A 17,003-nucleotide genomic window follows, 5' to 3' on the forward strand; every position below is an offset into this window, starting at 1 on the left:
ATGAAGCTACACTATATACTACTCCTTCTTTTAAGCACAATACAATTAGGACTAGCACAAAATAAAACCATTCAAGAAGCTGAAACTTCAGAAAAAAAACAAGAAATCAAAGTGCTCTCAAGAGTTCAAAAGGATAAAGTTTTACTACGCTGGGCTGTAACTGATGCATTGTCATGGAAAAAACTAAACAAATATGGCTATTTAGTAGAACGTTTTACTGTTGCCCGCAACAATAAAACCCTTTCCAGTCCTGAAAAAATTGTTTTGGCTAAACACTATAAACCAGAACCTGTAGCTGCTTGGGAAGCAATAATTGATACTAATGAAAATGCTGCCATTATCGCACAAGCGCTTTATGGAGAGGAATTTTCTGTGACAGGAACCGATAATCTACAAGCGATTATAAACCTTGCTGAAGAAACTGAGCAACGCTTCACTTTTGCCTTATACACAGCCGACAAAGACTTTGAAATCGCCAAAAAAGCGGGATTAGGTTTTGAAGATACTACGATTAAAGACAATGAAAAATACCTCTATCGCATTTCTTCCAATGTCCCAAAAGAAGAACTAGAAATTAGGTATGGTGGTGTTTTTGTTAATCCAAAAGAATGGGAAGCTTTACCTAAGCCCATGGATTTTACCGCTCATTTTACCGACAATAGCACCATGTTGAGTTGGAACTTCAATATATTGGCGCACGCCTATACTAGTTATTATATTGAACGCTCTTTGGACAAAAAAAACTTTGAACGCATTACTCAAAAACCCTATACTAGCTTAAATCAAGAAAACACCAATAACAACAGAATATTTTATGTAGACTCTATTGCCAACAATCGAGAATATAGTTATCGCATCCAGGGGATTTCTGTATTTGGCGAATTGGGCCCCTACTCTGACCTTGTTAGTGGAAAAGGAAAGACAATCCTGAAATTTGTACCTCATCTTACGACAAAAGAATTTATAGATGACACTACCGTTAATCTGGTTTGGGAATTTCCCGAAGAAGGAAATGACGAAATATCAGGTTTTGAACTTAATCAGTCTGACAAAGAAGATAGCAACTATACTACGGTAATCAAAAACATTGCGCCAAAGACTCGAACTGTCGTTTACAAAAAATTAAACGCAACCAACTATTTTACCCTAACCGCAGTGGGCAAACAAGGAAGTAGTAGAACCTCCTTTCCTATGCTTGTCCAACCCATTGATTCTATTCCTCCAAGCAAACCAATTGGTCTAAAAGGCACCATTGACAGTCTAGGTGTGGTAAAAATTTCGTGGGAAGCCAATAAAGAAAAAGACCTGTTGGGGTATAGAATTTATAAAGCTTATAATGCCTCTGAGGAATACAGTCAGTTGACAGTGAGTCCTAGTGAAAAGACTACTTTTGAGGATAAAGTAGTACTCAAATCGTTAAATAGCAAAGTATATTTCAAAGTAATTGCTGTAGATTCTCGATTCAACATGTCTGAATTTTCGGAGCCTCTTATCCTAAAAAAACCGGATATTATTCCTCCAGCATCGCCTGTTTTTTCAAAATATGACATTAAAGAAGGTGGTGTTTTCTTAGAATGGTTCGGAAGTCAAAGTGAAGATGTGGCCTTGCATCAATTGTATCGACAACAAAACGATCAAAAGGAGTGGGTACTAGTTTTTGAAGCCAAAAATAAAGAAGAACAATTTCAGGACAAAACCGTAGAGGAAGGGAATACGTACACTTATGCCATTTTTGCCAAAGACGAATCAGGCCTTCAATCGCTCCCTTCTCCTAACCTATCTACTTTTGTTCCTCTCTTTGGCGTGATGGAAGGGATCAAAGGCTTTTTTGCACAAGCCAATACAAAGGATAACACTATCGATCTATCATGGAGCTACAACAATCCCTCAGTCGATAGTTTTGAAATCTATAAAGCCTCTGAAAAAGATCCTTTGCAATTGATACAAATTGTAGATGGAAAAAAAAGACAACTATCTGACCCAACCCTTACCATAAACACCAATTACAAATACGGAATTAGAGCGATTTTTAAAGATGGAAGAATGTCTAAAATGGAGTTTTATACGGTTAAATTTTAAGAAGATGAGGAGAATTATATTTGTGTTACCACTATTTTTTTTAGGTCAAATTGTTTATTGCCAAAATCAACATGGTGTTTTAGTTAAAACAACTTTATTTCCATCGAAAGGATGGTATGGGAGCCACGCCGGTGTACAACAAATTATTATTGGGGCAAAATCTATTAATAAAACAAGTAATACTGGAGCGACAATCAAAACAGACTACAATTTCGTTTATATCAATGATGAACCTAATATAATTGAATGTATTTCAAGTACAGCAGGTAATTATGACAATACTGATTGTGGTCCAATAGAAAAAAATATTTTATACAATAAGTCAACATTTACTCAAAATACGTTTAATGGTTGCATTGCCGATTCCGAAATATATGGTATTCATTTAATCCGAACCGATTCAAACAGCAACAAATGTCCTGACGATACAATTGAATTAACTAACGGCTGGAATTGGCAATATAGCTTTGATGGTACAAATTGGTTAGATTTTGCGGCTAACTTTCAAGAGCAAAGATCAATATCTTTTAAGATTAAAGAATTGGCTGGTTTCGAAAACAAAACAAAGATATATTTCAGAACAGGATATAAAACACAATTCACCAATATTTTGCCTTATGATATTATCCCTTGCTCTCCGAATGTAGTAATACCAATTGAAAAAGAAAACACTTCATGTGCTTATAATAATGACGGAATAGTATCTCTAACATTTGATAGACCATTAATAGAAAATGAACGCTTTGAGTTTTCTTTTTTTAATAACAATGTCCCTATTTCAACTCCGTCTTATACTGTAGATACTGCAACTAATAAAAAGTATACTTTTTCAGGTTTAGCAGCAGGAAATTATTATGTAATATATCAAACCTTCATTGGTTCACAACCAACATCTATAAACAAAAAACCTTATCCTTCATTCACCATCAATCCCGCTACGCCACTAACTTTTAAGCTTCAAAATCCAAAAAATCCAAGTTGTTTTGGAGCAGAAGATGGTAGTGTTGAAGTCTTAATAACTAGCGGTATCCCTAAGTTTTTTGAAGTAGATGGCAACAGTGTTATTCCAGACGAAATAGCTCCAAATCTTTATAGAATAAATAAACTCAAGGCAAAACTTGACGGACACAAAATAAAAGTTAAAGATGCCAATAACTGTATTGACACCAATGCAAACGACTAAGTTTATGAGAAAAAAAATACTATTAATATTATTGGTTTTAATTGCAACCGCTAGTTCCTCTGCTCAGGTATTGTATATTATGAAAAACAACATTGGTGAATGTGAAAATTATAGTCTTCCTTCTTATTCTGGTCCAGAAAGAGTTTATTATATACGATCTAACGGAAAACAAATTTGTCCTATAAAAGAGATTCAAGGATTAAATGGAGAATATGTATTAGTCTTCGATGCCTTGCCGGAATTATATTTAAATGATACTTCTGGAGAAGATTGGGGTTGCGGGGGACCTTGTTATGCTTGTGGGTATAGGTTAGAAGGAAGTATTTTATGTAATTTAGAAAGTGCACATGTACTTTTCGAGGGTTCATGTAGTTTACCTGGCAGTGTCCCTTATTACTTTATGACTACAAACAAAGTTCTGACAAATCCTACAATTTCAAATGATGCTTTTTGCGAATCAATACCATTAAAGGCTGAAACTTGTTTCACTACCCAAAAATTCTCGTGGTATTATAGTACAGATGGTATAAATTATACTAGTATGAATAAAACCACACTGTATGATGAGAGTTTTACTTTTAAAAAGACAGATTTTTTATCTACCAGCTATACAGGTAATATTCATTTTAAGGTGTTAATAGATACAGATGTAACAGTTGTTGGTGAGGAGGTTTATTCAAATATCATAACATATAAGGTTATTTCTTGCTCCCCATTACTAGAACATAACCCTCCACTAGTTTCCAATCCTTCCTGTACTAATACCGCTACCGGTAGTATTCCCTTAAAATTTAAAAGTGACATCAAAGATGATGAGCAACTATTACTCAATCTTTTTATAAACACTACTCCGCCACAATTTTTAGATAGCAAATTTGTCCAAAAATCTTCGATAATAAATAAGGAATATACTTGGACAAACATAGGAGCAGGCAACTATATTATAAGATATCAAGCCCAAAAAACAACAGACAATACAACTGATGTTAATTCAAGTGCCGTGACCACTGAGGCTTTTTCTATTGTAGATCCCCCTCTTTTTTCTTTCTCAACAACAGGAACCGAACCAAAGTGTAATGGCGCAAAAGGCACCATAACCATAACTGCCTCTGGAGGAACACCACCTTACTATTATTATTTGAACAATGACCCAAAAATTGAGTTTACCTCTCCAAAAATCATTGATGTAGATGCTGGAGATAATTATATAAAAGTAGAAGACAGTAAATACTGTATTGACAATACTAAAAATGACAAAAAATAATGAAAAAATTTATACCATTCCTTGTTTTATTACTAACTACAATAGGGTATGCTCAGAGTACGGGTATTAAAAAGATTAGTATTACGAATCCTGCTGCTATTACGATCAATAATAAAACAACAGAGAACAACTCAGATACTTCTTCACCTAACGGAAAAATCACTTTCTCCATCAGTGGTGGGAATAAAATAAGTAGTGGTAACCCATATACCATAACTTGGGAAAATCCTTTGCCAAGTAGCGCAACCCTTTCAATTGATGCTAGTGGAAATGTCACTGTTTCTAACCTTCCTAAAGGAACTTATAATCCAACAATCAAAGATGCCACCTGCACAGTAGGTGTAAGAGATTCCTTTGTTATTTATGATAAGTTGAAAGTTACCCCTGTACAAAGCAACATTAAATGCTTTGGTGGTAATAACGGAAGTATTACTCTTGCTATTACTGGCGGTAGTGGAAGTAAAACTATAAATTGGAAGGATTCAAACATTACTGAACCCTACAGAACAGATTTACAAGCTGGAACCTATGAATACATCATTACTGATGAAAAAGCTACTGGAAATATAGAAAATGATAAGAAAAATGGTTTACGCGTTGAAAATTCAATTATAATTACAGGACCCACCCAAAGTTTAAACGTTTCCCTAACAAAAATCAGCCAGCCGTCACCTGGCAATAATAACGGTATTTTGCAGTTATCGGTAAGTGGTGGCTACGGGGACTACTCCTATTCTTGGAAAAAAGATGAACAAGTAATGAATCCTCAACCAACACGAGACGCATTAGGTAGGGTATTTGGCTTAAGCAATGGTAAATACCAAGTAAATATTATCGATAACGGCGTTGATACAGCAGAAGGATGTCCAGTTAATAGTAATGAAATTACATTAGAAGCATTAAATGTAAAAATTGCTACACCTCAGCCAATAAGTTGTCAAGGGGGCACAACAAACCTTATGGCTACAGCCTCAGGAGGTGAAGGAACGATCAACTATACTTGGTATGAGCTGATTGGTAATCCAGCGGTGGAAAATGAACTTTCAAAAAGCAATTCCTTAAACAACATAAAAGCAGGTAACTATAAAGTTGTCGTAACCGATTCAAAAGATAATGAAACATCGGCTACAATCAACCTACCCGAATCGTCTAACCCTATTATAACGGCAAATACAGCAACAACTAATGTAACATGCTTTGGTGGTAGTGACGGATCCGCCTCTATAGCAATTACAAACTACAATTCAAAAAAGACTTATTCGTTTAAATGGTATAAAAAAACGGAACCCCTTGTGGAATTAACGAGTAATAGTATTACTGAACCAAGTAAGTCAACACTTTCAGGTTTGGCAGAAGGAATGTATGTAGTAAACGTTACCGATGGATTTTGCGATACACCTTTTGATGTTACAATTGACTCAGCAAGTCTTATTGTAGTAAAAGAAGAAGAGCTGGGTAGTTTTAAAAAACTAAAATGTAATGGCGACACTAATGGTTCGATAAAAATTAGTGTTGACGGTGGATTAAAGCCTTATACCATAAAATGGAAAAAAAACAATACCTATATAACCGTCAATAATGACTTACATCCAACCAACCTTGGTGCTGGAAACTATTCCGTAGATGTTTTTACCTCTTATGACCCAAATAAATTAAGTAATTGCTCCAAAGGAATAGAAAACATTATCATTAGCGCTCCGAATGAATTAAATTTCACCTCTACAAAAACAGAGGTAAGTTGTAAAAATTCAAATGATGGAACGATACAATTAAATATAAATGGAGGTACCTTTAAAACGGATAGTAATAATAAACCCATTTATACCATTTCATGCGAACCAATTGTTTCAAGTCCCAAACCATTAATTGATATTCCTAATCAAAAAATAACTGGACTTAAGGCTGGTACCTGGAAGATATCCGTTTCTGACGATAATAATTGTAAAATCAATGAACAAGAAATTGAGATTAAAGAACCAAACGATCCTTTTAGTTTTAATCCTGAAGTAATTACAAACGCTAGTGGCAATTCACTTAGTAATGGAAGTATTACTGCGAAAAACATTGGTGGGTGGGGAAATTATTCTTATCAATGGTATGAAGGAAGCACCGTAGATAACAGTAAATTGCTTACGTCTGAAACAACTAACCAAATTAAAGACAAACCTGCTGGAAAATATACACTGGTAGCTACTGATAAAAACAGTGATGGAGTGGGTTGTTCCTTAGCACCCATTACTTTTGAAATAAAAGAGCCAACCGTTTTAAAACTGGATGTTGTTGCTACCAATACTAAATGTAATGCTGAATTAGGTTCAATAACAGCTGTGGCAACAGGTGGTGCCGAGATAGCACAACAACAAGAAGAAAGAATTTACACCTATGAACTATTTCATAACAATGTATCAAAACAAACAATTGTTGGAAACACCGCCAATTTCACTGGATTAGAAGTGGGTCAATATAAAGTAGTGGCAAAAGATTCAAAACAAAATGTTTCGACGGATTCAACTACTAAGTATACCAATGGAAGCGTTGTATCCATCGGTTATACTGAACTTACAGAGCCTAAACCAATTGTTATCACAGAAGAAAAAGTAAGTGGTGTAAAGAAACTACTGAATTGTTATGGCGATACTGATGGTATATTAAGTGTTACTGTTTCAGGAGGAACTCCATTTACTACAGGCGCTCCTTATACCTATATTTGGAAAAAATATAATAATGCTACCGCTATTTATGACCCCATAGGAACGAATGCGCCAAAACAAAGTAATCTTTTGGTAGGAAAATATGCTGTTGAAGTTCGGGATGCAAATTACGATCCGATAAAACCATCTAGCTGTGTTGCTATTTTAGACAACTTGCTTATTGATGAGCCAAAAAAACTTGCTTTTACACCTATACCAACCCCCGTTTCTTGCTTTGGTGGTGCAGATGGAAGCATTCAACTTAATATAACAGGTGGAACAAAAAAGACCGATCCTAATAATCCTTTCACAATTTCCAGCGGTAGTGGTACAATTGATGCTAAAAACGGAATAATTTCAGGATTATCAGCAGGCAAATATAAGGTAAGTGTAACCGATGCAAATGGTTGCCAAACTGCCCAACAAGAAATTGAAATTTCAGCACCAGAAAAAGCACTTTTTATTGCAAGTGAAGTAAGTACTCCAACCACAGGTTTTGGACTGGCTACAGGAAAAATAGAAATTAGTGTCGGCGGCGGTACATCTACTTACAGCTATGTATGGAAAAATAGTACTGGAACTACAATTGGCACCAATAGTCCAATGCTGAGCAACATTGCAGCGGGTGAGTATTCCGTTGTAATTACTGATGCTAAGGGTTGCGAATTGCCTAAAACATTCACTGTCTTACAACCAACAAAACCTATAGTAAGTGAAACGCATCTACAAGCAAAATGCAATGGATTAACAGGATCTTTGGAAGCTAGTGCGGCCGGTGGAGCAACATTTGCGCAGAGTCAATCTGAAAAAACATACACTTTTAGGTTGAGAAACAAAGCAACAGGAAGTACAAAATCTAGTACTGGAAATACTGCTACATTTACAACTATCGCAGACGGGGACTATGAGCTAACCGCTACCGATGTGGCAGGAATAGTTTCCAATACTATAGCTGTTGTTTTTAAACAACCCTCACCTATTGTCGTTTCTTTGACCTCAACCACTAATGTCAGTTGTTTTGGAGGTCAAGATGGAGCCATCGCAATTGCAGTAACTGGTGGTTCACCATTCCTAAACAATTCCGTTCCGAGTTACACCTATCAATGGAAAAAGAAAAACACAACTACCAATGCGTATGAAAACTTCACCCCAACGAGTCTAAACACTTTAACCGAAGGGGTTTATGCTGTTGTTGTTCGTGATGCCAATTATGATCCAAACAACGCCAATTATTGCGAAGGTTTGTTAGAAAATATTGTAATTACCCAACCCGAAGATTTTGGTTTTGATATTGATAAAATCAACTACAGCAATCCAACTGCAGCCAATGGAAATGACGGTACTTTACATTTTGAAATTAAAGGAGGAAAGAAAAATTATGAATATCAGCTTTTCACAAAAAATGCCATAGGTGCTATAACAATTGTAAAAACGGTTTCCAATAGCGCTTCAAAAATGGTGGATTTCAGTGGCTTAAAGAAAGATCATTATTATGCTTCTGTCAAAGATGATACCGGATGTACAAAATACACCGATTTTGATTTTACTGACAATCCCTTAACCAGTAGTATAACCCAGACTCAAGTGGTTAGTTGTTTTGAAGCTAATGATGGAGAACTGCAAGCAACAGTAAATGGCGGCTTCGGTACCAAAACCATTTCATGGTATAGAGATGGTATTTTGTTAGCCAATGAACATGGCACACGTCTAATGAATGTTAAAAAAGGAACCTATTATGCCGTAGTAAAAGATTCAAAAATGGTAGAAGTTACTAGCAATACCATTACTGTAACTCAACCCAATCTGGTGACTTTTACCACAACACAAGAGCCGGTAAAATGTTTGGGCGATTCCAATGGAAGTACGACCTTAAAAGCTTTGGGTGGAAACGGATCGTATCGTTACCGTTATTTTTACAAAACAAATTTAGTTCAGGATTGGACTGCATTTTCTAATGGATCAAGCACTACTATTACCGATTTAGCAGCAGGAGACTATACGATACAAGTACAAGATACCAAAGCCTGCCAAAGTACAGCCGCCAGTATCACCATCAATGCTCCAACGGCTTTGATCATCAGTAGTACAAAATCAGTTCCTGCCTCAGGCTTTGGTCTCGCTAACGGTAGTATCACCGTTGAAGCAACTGGAGGAAACGGAAGCTATATCTATCAATGGTTCAAAAACGGCTCAGCAACACCTATTGCCAATACGGCAACAGCCAACAATCTTGCAGCAGGAAAGTATTTTGTACTCATTACAGATGCAAAAAAATGTACGCTTACCTCTCCACTAATTGAAGTAACAGAACCAGCGCTTTTAGTTACTTCTGCGACTGTACAAACTATCATTTTGTGTAATGGTGATTCCAATGGAAGTCTAAGGCCTATTACCACGGGAGGCTTTTTAAAACCAGGAGAAAACTATACCTACCAATGGTTTGCAGACGGAAACGCCACGCCATTAGCCACAAGTACAATTCTGAGTAACATCGGAAAAGGATCCTATTATGTCATAGCAACAGATTCTAATGGCAATAAAGCAACTAGTAAAAGCATAGTTCTTACGGAACCTGAAATTTTAAACAACACATTATCTGCCGATTATACCCTTTGTGGAGATGCGAATGACTGGACCATTACAACGGCTCCAACGGGCGGAACACCTACTTACAATTATAGCTGGAACACTGGTGCTAAAACTCCTAGTATTCAAAACGTACCACCCGGAAAATATAGTGTAATAATTACTGACAAAAATGGTTGTACTATAACCAAAGAGATTACCATTATCGCTCCGTTGCCTCTTGCTACCACCCCTAAAATTAACAAACCCACTTGTTATGGAGGTGCTGATGCTACTATAGCATTAACTACCATTGGAGGAAAAGCACCTTATACTTTTTTATGGAGTACTGGTGAAAAATCCAGTCAATTGAGTAATGTCAAAGCAGGTAACCATTCTGTGACTATTACCGATGCAAAAGGATGTATTATTAAAGAGGAATACACCATCGAAAATCCACCAAAAGATGTAATCTCCCTAGGTGAAGATGTTACGCTGTGTATCGATCAAACCTTGACCATTAATGCGACTATCAATGACGACAAGGCCACTTATTTTTGGCAATCTGATAAAGGATTTACGAGCAACAAGCCTATTGTTACTCTAAAAGAACCAGCAAATTATACGCTAACGGTCACCAATAAACTAGGCTGTCAAGCTTCGGATAGCATGACAATTAGTAGTCAAAACACTCCGATTAGTGCAGAATTTGTCTTGTCCTCTCAGGTGTTTACCAATGAAGTTTTTACCATTATAGACATCAGTAATCCTCGACCTGATAGTATCGAATGGATACTACCTACTGAAGCCATAGTTAAGACAAAAAACAAAAATCTTGCTGAAATTAGTTTTCCAAAAACAGGCGAATACGAAATCTCAATGGCGAGCAAAAAAGGAAATTGCACCGCTTCTCAAACCAAAAAAGTACTGGTGGTAAATGGTGAATACAAAGATCCAGACAGCACGGATGCTATTAAAAATTTCGATTTAAAAATCTATCCCAACCCGTCTACAGGAATTTTTACTGTGGATGTGACTTTAGATAAAGTAATGCCCGCCACTATTAAAATTTTCAGTTTAATTAATAACAGCATTATTGCTTCAAAATCAGAAAACGGCAAACAAGCCTATCTTTTTGATTTTGGGTTGAGCGGATTAGCCCCTGGGGTTTATTTTATTCTTTTCGAATCACAACAAGGGAGTAAACTGAGAAAAATAATTATTCAATAAGTAGCAACTAAAACCAAACAATAGTTTTGAAAAAGGCAGCAATGACAAGCAGTCTTCTTCCTAGCTGAGCCCCTTACTAATGAATTTACAAAGAATTATAATTATACTCCTGCTGTCAAAAAGCGTCTTGGTTTTTTCTCAAAGCTTCAATATTGAGCAGTTAGGCAAAAACAAATTAATCAACCTTAGCGGAGGAGTTACCGCCAGTAGTATCTTTTATGCTGGCGATGCTGCTCGTGAGCCATTTAGTTATTTTCTTAATGGAAATATCAATGTCAATATCGCAGGTTTATATAGCCTTCCCTTTTCTTTCTCCTATACCAATCAAAAATTAGGGTATGGCAAACCTGTCTTGATGAATCGGTTGAGTATTCATCCATCCTACAAATGGATCACGGCACATATAGGAGATGCTAGTATGAGTTTTTCTCCCTTTACTTTGAGCGGCCATCAGTTCACAGGATTTGGTGTGGATTTGACCCCACAGGGAAAATTTAAAATCAGTGCCATGTACGGACGATTGGTAAGAAGCAATGAATACAATCGCAATCTCCCAGATTTAGTTCCTGCCTACAAAAGGTATGGCTACGGATTCAAAACACAATATACTTTAGAGAAAGTAAGCTTGGGCGTTAGTTTTTTCAAAGCCAAAGATGAGCTCAATTCTATCACTACGCCTATTCCTTTTGAACTTGGGATTTCGCCCAAAGACAACACGTCGATTAGTTTTGAAACGACTTTTAAATTGTTTAAAAAACTTCAAGTACAGACAGACTTTGCTACAAGTAGTATTACAGAAGATACTAGGATTACCGCTACAGGTGCAAGAAAATTCAATGCCTCCTTGTTTTTAAAACCCAATAGTACTACTGCGCATTACAATGCCTATAAAGCACAACTGGTGTATCCGACTGGAAAAGGAACTTTGGGATTAGGCTATGAGCGCATTGATCCCAATTACAGAACCTTGGGCGGCTATTTCTTCAACAACGATCTTGAAAACATCACTGTAAATGCCACACAAACGGTTTTTAAGGATAAAATCAATCTGAGTATGAACCTTGGCATCCAAAAAGACAACTTAGACAAACAGAAACAAAGTCAGATGAAACGTTTGGTAACCGCTTTAACTGCCGATGTTAAGGTCAATCAGAAATTGAACCTCAACGCAAATTATTCCAATTTTCAATCCTACACCAACAGTCGCAACCAGTTTGATTACATCAATCAAACCTCCAACTTTGATTTTTTAGATACTTTAAATTTTAGGCAAGTCAATCAAAATGCTGCATTGACTATCAATTATCTTTTAAAAAATGATAAGAAGTTAAAACAAGCTTTTAATGCCAACTTTAGCCTGCAAGATGCCGTAAATCAGCAGCAAGGCAAAACCATTGCCGGTGGTGCCTCCACCTATTATAATGCCGGTATTTCATTCAATATGGGATTACCCGAAAAAGCGTTGAATCTTACCGCTTCGCTAAATAGTACAATAGGCAAATTAGATACCGCCAAAAACCTAATCTTAGGACCTACCTTGGCCGCCAACAAACTTTTTTTTGATAAAAAATTGAACACCTCGGCTGCGCTAAGTTACAATACCAGTCGCAACAACGGCATCAAGCAAAATGATGTCTTCAATTTTAGAGTCAACGGAACGTATGTGTATAAAGAAAAACACAACTTCAGTCTCAATGCCATTTCGCTTTTTAACAGTACTACAGCGGGATCGAAACAAGACCTGACAGCCACACTTTCCTACTCTTATTCTTTTGATAAAATAAAACTAAAACCAGCCAGAAAATCAGAAGCCCGAGAGAAAAACGACATTATTCCATTAGAACCAAAATTGAAAATTCATTTCAAATCGTATGCCTTTGAAGGAACCCAAACAGCAATTACTCAACAATTAGACAGCCTTCAAAACGCACAAAAGTTTGACAATACAACCGATTACAACGCGCTTCAAGCCGCACTTGATTTGGCCAAGAAAGCCAACAATACCAAAGACTTTAAAAACAAAGCCTTGGATTATTTGGAACAATACGACCTTTTGTCTCAAAAAAACAAGCCTGCTGCTCCAACGCAAGCAAGTGAAGGCAAAAAACCAAGAACCAAAACCAAAAATACGGCCAACGAAGTAGCAAAAGCCACCCAAGTTACAAAAGGAACTATAATCACTCTAAGGAAATATTTGGCCAATGTAGCGCCAAGCTACATAGAAGCCGATAGGCTCGCTACCCAATATGTGAAGTCCCACAAGATGCATGGAGTAACGAACATCAAGCCTGAACAACAACCCAGTTATAATGGTTATTTGAGACTAGTAGAGAGAAGCAATAAAAGAGCTCAAAAGCTAGCACAAATACAATGGATGCAACAAGAAATAAATACTATCAAAGGAGAAACGATAGAGGAATGGACTACCAATACCAATTTTAACGCTTTTTATCAAAGTGAAAAAAACACTATTGACCAATTCATCGCCAACAAAAAAAGCACTCTTTTCATCGTGAATTATTTAGAGAAAAAGATGCTGGCTTTTTATCAAGCCTTGGCCGAGCAACAAAACCAATTATTACCCACTGAAACCAAATAGCTTTGAAATCAAAAGATACTAGTTTTATAAAACGCGACACCATGCCCCACAAACTAAACCACCTACTATTCACTTTTGCCTTTTGGCTTATGGCGCTTACGGGATTTGCTCAAACGTTTCCGGTTGTTATTAACAGTCAGATTAGTCAGCCTACGCCGATTTATTGGAGCAACTATGCCGATGCCACCACCAGCAATAGCCCCATAAAAATGCAAATCGTGCTGAACGATTTAACGATTGCCAATCGTCAGGTGCGCATTAAATGCTACTGGCAAGGCAACGGGATTTCGTTTATGAACAATGACTTTGTGGTCGGGGCGCAACCGCTTTATCTAGAAGGGGGTGTGCCACTGCAATTGACCAATGTTAACTTGGCGCCCTATTTTGAGTTTCAAAACATGGTTGGGATAACGCCTAACCAATATGCACAGGCCATTCCAGAGGGAATTTATAGCTTTTCGGTAGAAGTGTATGATGTGGCGAGCGGGCAAAAACTATCTCGAAAAAGCACCATAACCGCTGTGATTTTTCAGAACGAAGCGCCTTTGCTCAATTTGCCGTTGAACAACGCCAGCATCATGCAGCAAAACATTCAGAACATTGTGTTTAGCTGGACGCCTAGACAAATCAATGTGAGCAATGTAGAATATCAATTTGATTTGGTAGAGATTTGGGACCCATACACGCCCGTGCAAAACGCTTTTGCGTACTCCCCTCCTATTTATACCACCACCACCAGAGCCACCACTTTGCAATATAGTATCGCGGAGCCTCAATTGATTCCCGGCAAACGCTACGCTTGGCGCATCAAAGCCAAAGCACTCGCAGGCGCCGAAGAAATTGGCGTGTTCAAGAATAATGGTTTTAGCGAAATCTTTGCCTTTACCTATGAAGTGTTTTGCACGCCACCGGTACAAATAGCCACCGATGGGGTGAGCCAAGACCAAGCCAAAGTAACGTGGACTGGTGCCTTGGAAAATTTTGATTACCAAGTAAAGTACCGTGAAAAAAATGCCGATTCGCAATGGTACACAGCCGTTACCCCACGGGAGTTTGCCAAATTGGTCAATCTAAAACCCAACACTACCTACGAATACACCGTAGGCGCCGCTTGCGATAAAGGAAAATATGTACACAGCAGCCCGCAAGAATTTACTACCCTGGCCAAAGACGAAATTGCTTTTGCGGGTTGTGGCATCAAGCCCGACCCTAAAGATTTAACCAACCAAAATCCATTGCCCAACTTATTGCCTGATGATGTAGTCACCGCGGGCGATTTTCCTATTGTGGTGATTAAATCCTCTGGAAGCAACGGCAGATTTACAGGCGAAGGTTATGTCACTCTTCCCTTTTTAGAAAAATTCAGAACGCTAATTGACGCCGCCGATGCGCTAGGTGGCGAGAAAGTAAACATTGGGCAATTCTCCCGCATTCGCATTACTTTTAACAACATTGGTGTTAACACCGATTTTAAACTGATTTCTGGGGAGATTATAGCGAGTTATGATCCGGAGTGGAAAGGTATGGCTGATTTGGATGGTATCGTCAAAGATGTGTTTGGGGATGCAGGTGAAGTGGTCAATTATGACATACAGTTTGAAATTGCCTCCGTGGTCAAAAATCCTGATGGCACCATAACAGTAACAGGAGCCAATGGTGCATCGTTTGTACAAGAAAAAACACCAAATGACATTATTTTTACGGACAAAAAAGGCAAACAATTCACCGTTGCGGCCAATGCTCCCGCTGGACCAATAGATTCTTCTGGACAAGTCGCTCCTGGGGGGATTCCAACGCCTAAAAACACGAACGGCATGGGTTCAGGAGGGGTTGTCGCTGAGATTACTTCGGCAGATGTGAGCGTTGTTTTCAGTAAAGGCGACGGAAAATATGCCTTTAATACCGCGCCCACCACGCAAAATGGTAAATTAAACAAAACCTACACTTCCCTTCCTCAAAAAAGTGGTGGTACGTACAACGTTCCTTTCAAGGCCATTTCGAATAGTCCTTTTGAGAAAGATGTTATTGTAGCCACTGTCGATTTCAAAAACGGAAAAACCAAGAAAGATCTGGTGTTCAAAACCCAAAATGGTACCGCCATAGACAGTGCTCAAATCGCTTGGAACGGTAATGTCGCCACCCTAACGTTGAAAAAAACATTAGATTTTGCTAAGGAAACCGTTATTGCCACGGTTCGCCCAAAAGAAGCTGCCTCCAATACAACCGCGCCTTCGGGGACTGGCGGGAGCAAATATGATATTGCTGGAACTTTTGATTTGTGGCATTTAACTAATAAAAAAGTCAATGTGACATTGGTGAGTGTGAATGGAGCTGCGATACCCGACACTGCCGAAAAACAATTAAACGAAATCTATGAGCCGGCGGGGGTAAGTTTTACAGCCACTACCAAGAAAATCACTCTAAACAACTTTTGGGGCAATACCATTGAAACGGGCGATAGCGACCTACTCAACACCTACACCAACGAACAACAAGACATAACCAAAGCGCTTATCGCTGCACTAGGCGCAGAATATAGCCCCAACACTTATTACATGCTCTACACTAATGAAAAAGCAAGTAATGGCGATGATGGTTTTATGCCCTTGAAACGACAATTTGGTTTTGTTTTTAACGGAACAAACAGAACCCTCGCGCATGAGCTGGGGCATGGTGTCTTTGGATTGCAACATGCATTTAAACAATATGATACCCCTAAGGGTAGCACCGATTTGCTGATGGATTATGGCACTGGTGAAGTCCTAAACCACAACGATTGGGAAATCATGCATGCGCCAGGATTGCAACTCTACCAATACACGCAAGGAAGTAGTGCGGGGGCTTTGGCAGGAGGATATGCGCTCGCTCCTGATTGGAGCTTTGTGAGTAATGGGGATGAAACAACGGTTGCCTATCTAGCTTTGGCACCAAAAGCTTTTTTGGGTGGATTGGTAAAAGGTAATAAAAAATACAAATGGAGTACTAATAAATATGTTTGTGACGAAGATGCTACACTTAAAATTGAAACCATTGCCTCAATTGCCGATGGAAGTAAAATCTATTTGTTCTTTGATAATGACAAACCTATAAAACAAAACAAATATTTACGCACGGTTTACAATAAAGAGCTTAAAGACATCATAAGTGCCAAAAATCCAGACCTAAAAGCCCTTTCCAGTTATATTGATAAATATGCAACTCCTGCCAATTTCAGGCAAAAAGATGAGAAAAGAACATTGTATTGGGGGTATGTTGGATGCAGTAATTGTGATAGTGACGGTGTAGAAAACGGTGCTGGTTCTGGTGGATTAGTAGTAGACAAAACTGCAAAAATTCCTGCCGACGAGTTAAAGCAATTAATAGCACAAGTAAGTACTTCTAATCAAGTAAACA

6 protein-coding genes are annotated in these 17,003 nt (G+C 37.9%); all 6 read left to right on the forward strand.

Annotation, left to right across the window (positions count from 1 at the left end; all coding sequences use genetic code 11):
- Positions 1–2,079 carry a fibronectin type III domain-containing protein gene (locus FLB_RS01975; protein ID WP_064714292.1) on the forward strand — a complete coding sequence of 693 codons (2,079 nt, stop codon included), beginning with the start codon at positions 1–3 and terminating at the stop codon, positions 2,077–2,079.
- Between the two features lie 4 nt (positions 2,080–2,083).
- Positions 2,084–3,262 (forward strand): hypothetical protein, encoded by a 1,179-nt coding sequence (locus FLB_RS01980; protein WP_064714293.1) that lies wholly within the window; start codon positions 2,084–2,086, stop codon positions 3,260–3,262.
- Positions 3,225–4,526 carry a SprB repeat-containing protein gene (locus FLB_RS01985; protein ID WP_082923194.1) on the forward strand — a complete coding sequence of 434 codons (1,302 nt, stop codon included), beginning with the start codon at positions 3,225–3,227 and terminating at the stop codon, positions 4,524–4,526. Before FLB_RS01980 ends, FLB_RS01985 begins: the two co-directional genes overlap by 38 nt.
- On the forward strand, positions 4,526–11,011 hold the full coding sequence (locus FLB_RS01990) for a T9SS type A sorting domain-containing protein (protein ID WP_064714295.1): 6,486 nt from the start codon (positions 4,526–4,528) through the stop codon (positions 11,009–11,011). The genes FLB_RS01985 and FLB_RS01990 overlap by 1 nt, the downstream gene beginning before the upstream one ends.
- 79 nt (positions 11,012–11,090) lie before the next feature.
- Positions 11,091–13,610, forward strand: coding sequence for a hypothetical protein (locus FLB_RS01995; protein WP_157490514.1), 2,520 nt, complete (start codon positions 11,091–11,093; stop codon positions 13,608–13,610).
- A gap of 2 nt (positions 13,611–13,612) precedes the next feature.
- Positions 13,613–17,003 (forward strand): fibronectin type III domain-containing protein (locus FLB_RS02000; RefSeq protein ID WP_231891030.1); only part of this gene is annotated, 3,391 nt, incomplete at its 3' end.

This window comes from Flavobacterium succinicans (genome assembly GCF_001662485.1).
Taxonomy (GTDB): domain Bacteria; phylum Bacteroidota; class Bacteroidia; order Flavobacteriales; family Flavobacteriaceae; genus Flavobacterium; species Flavobacterium succinicans_A.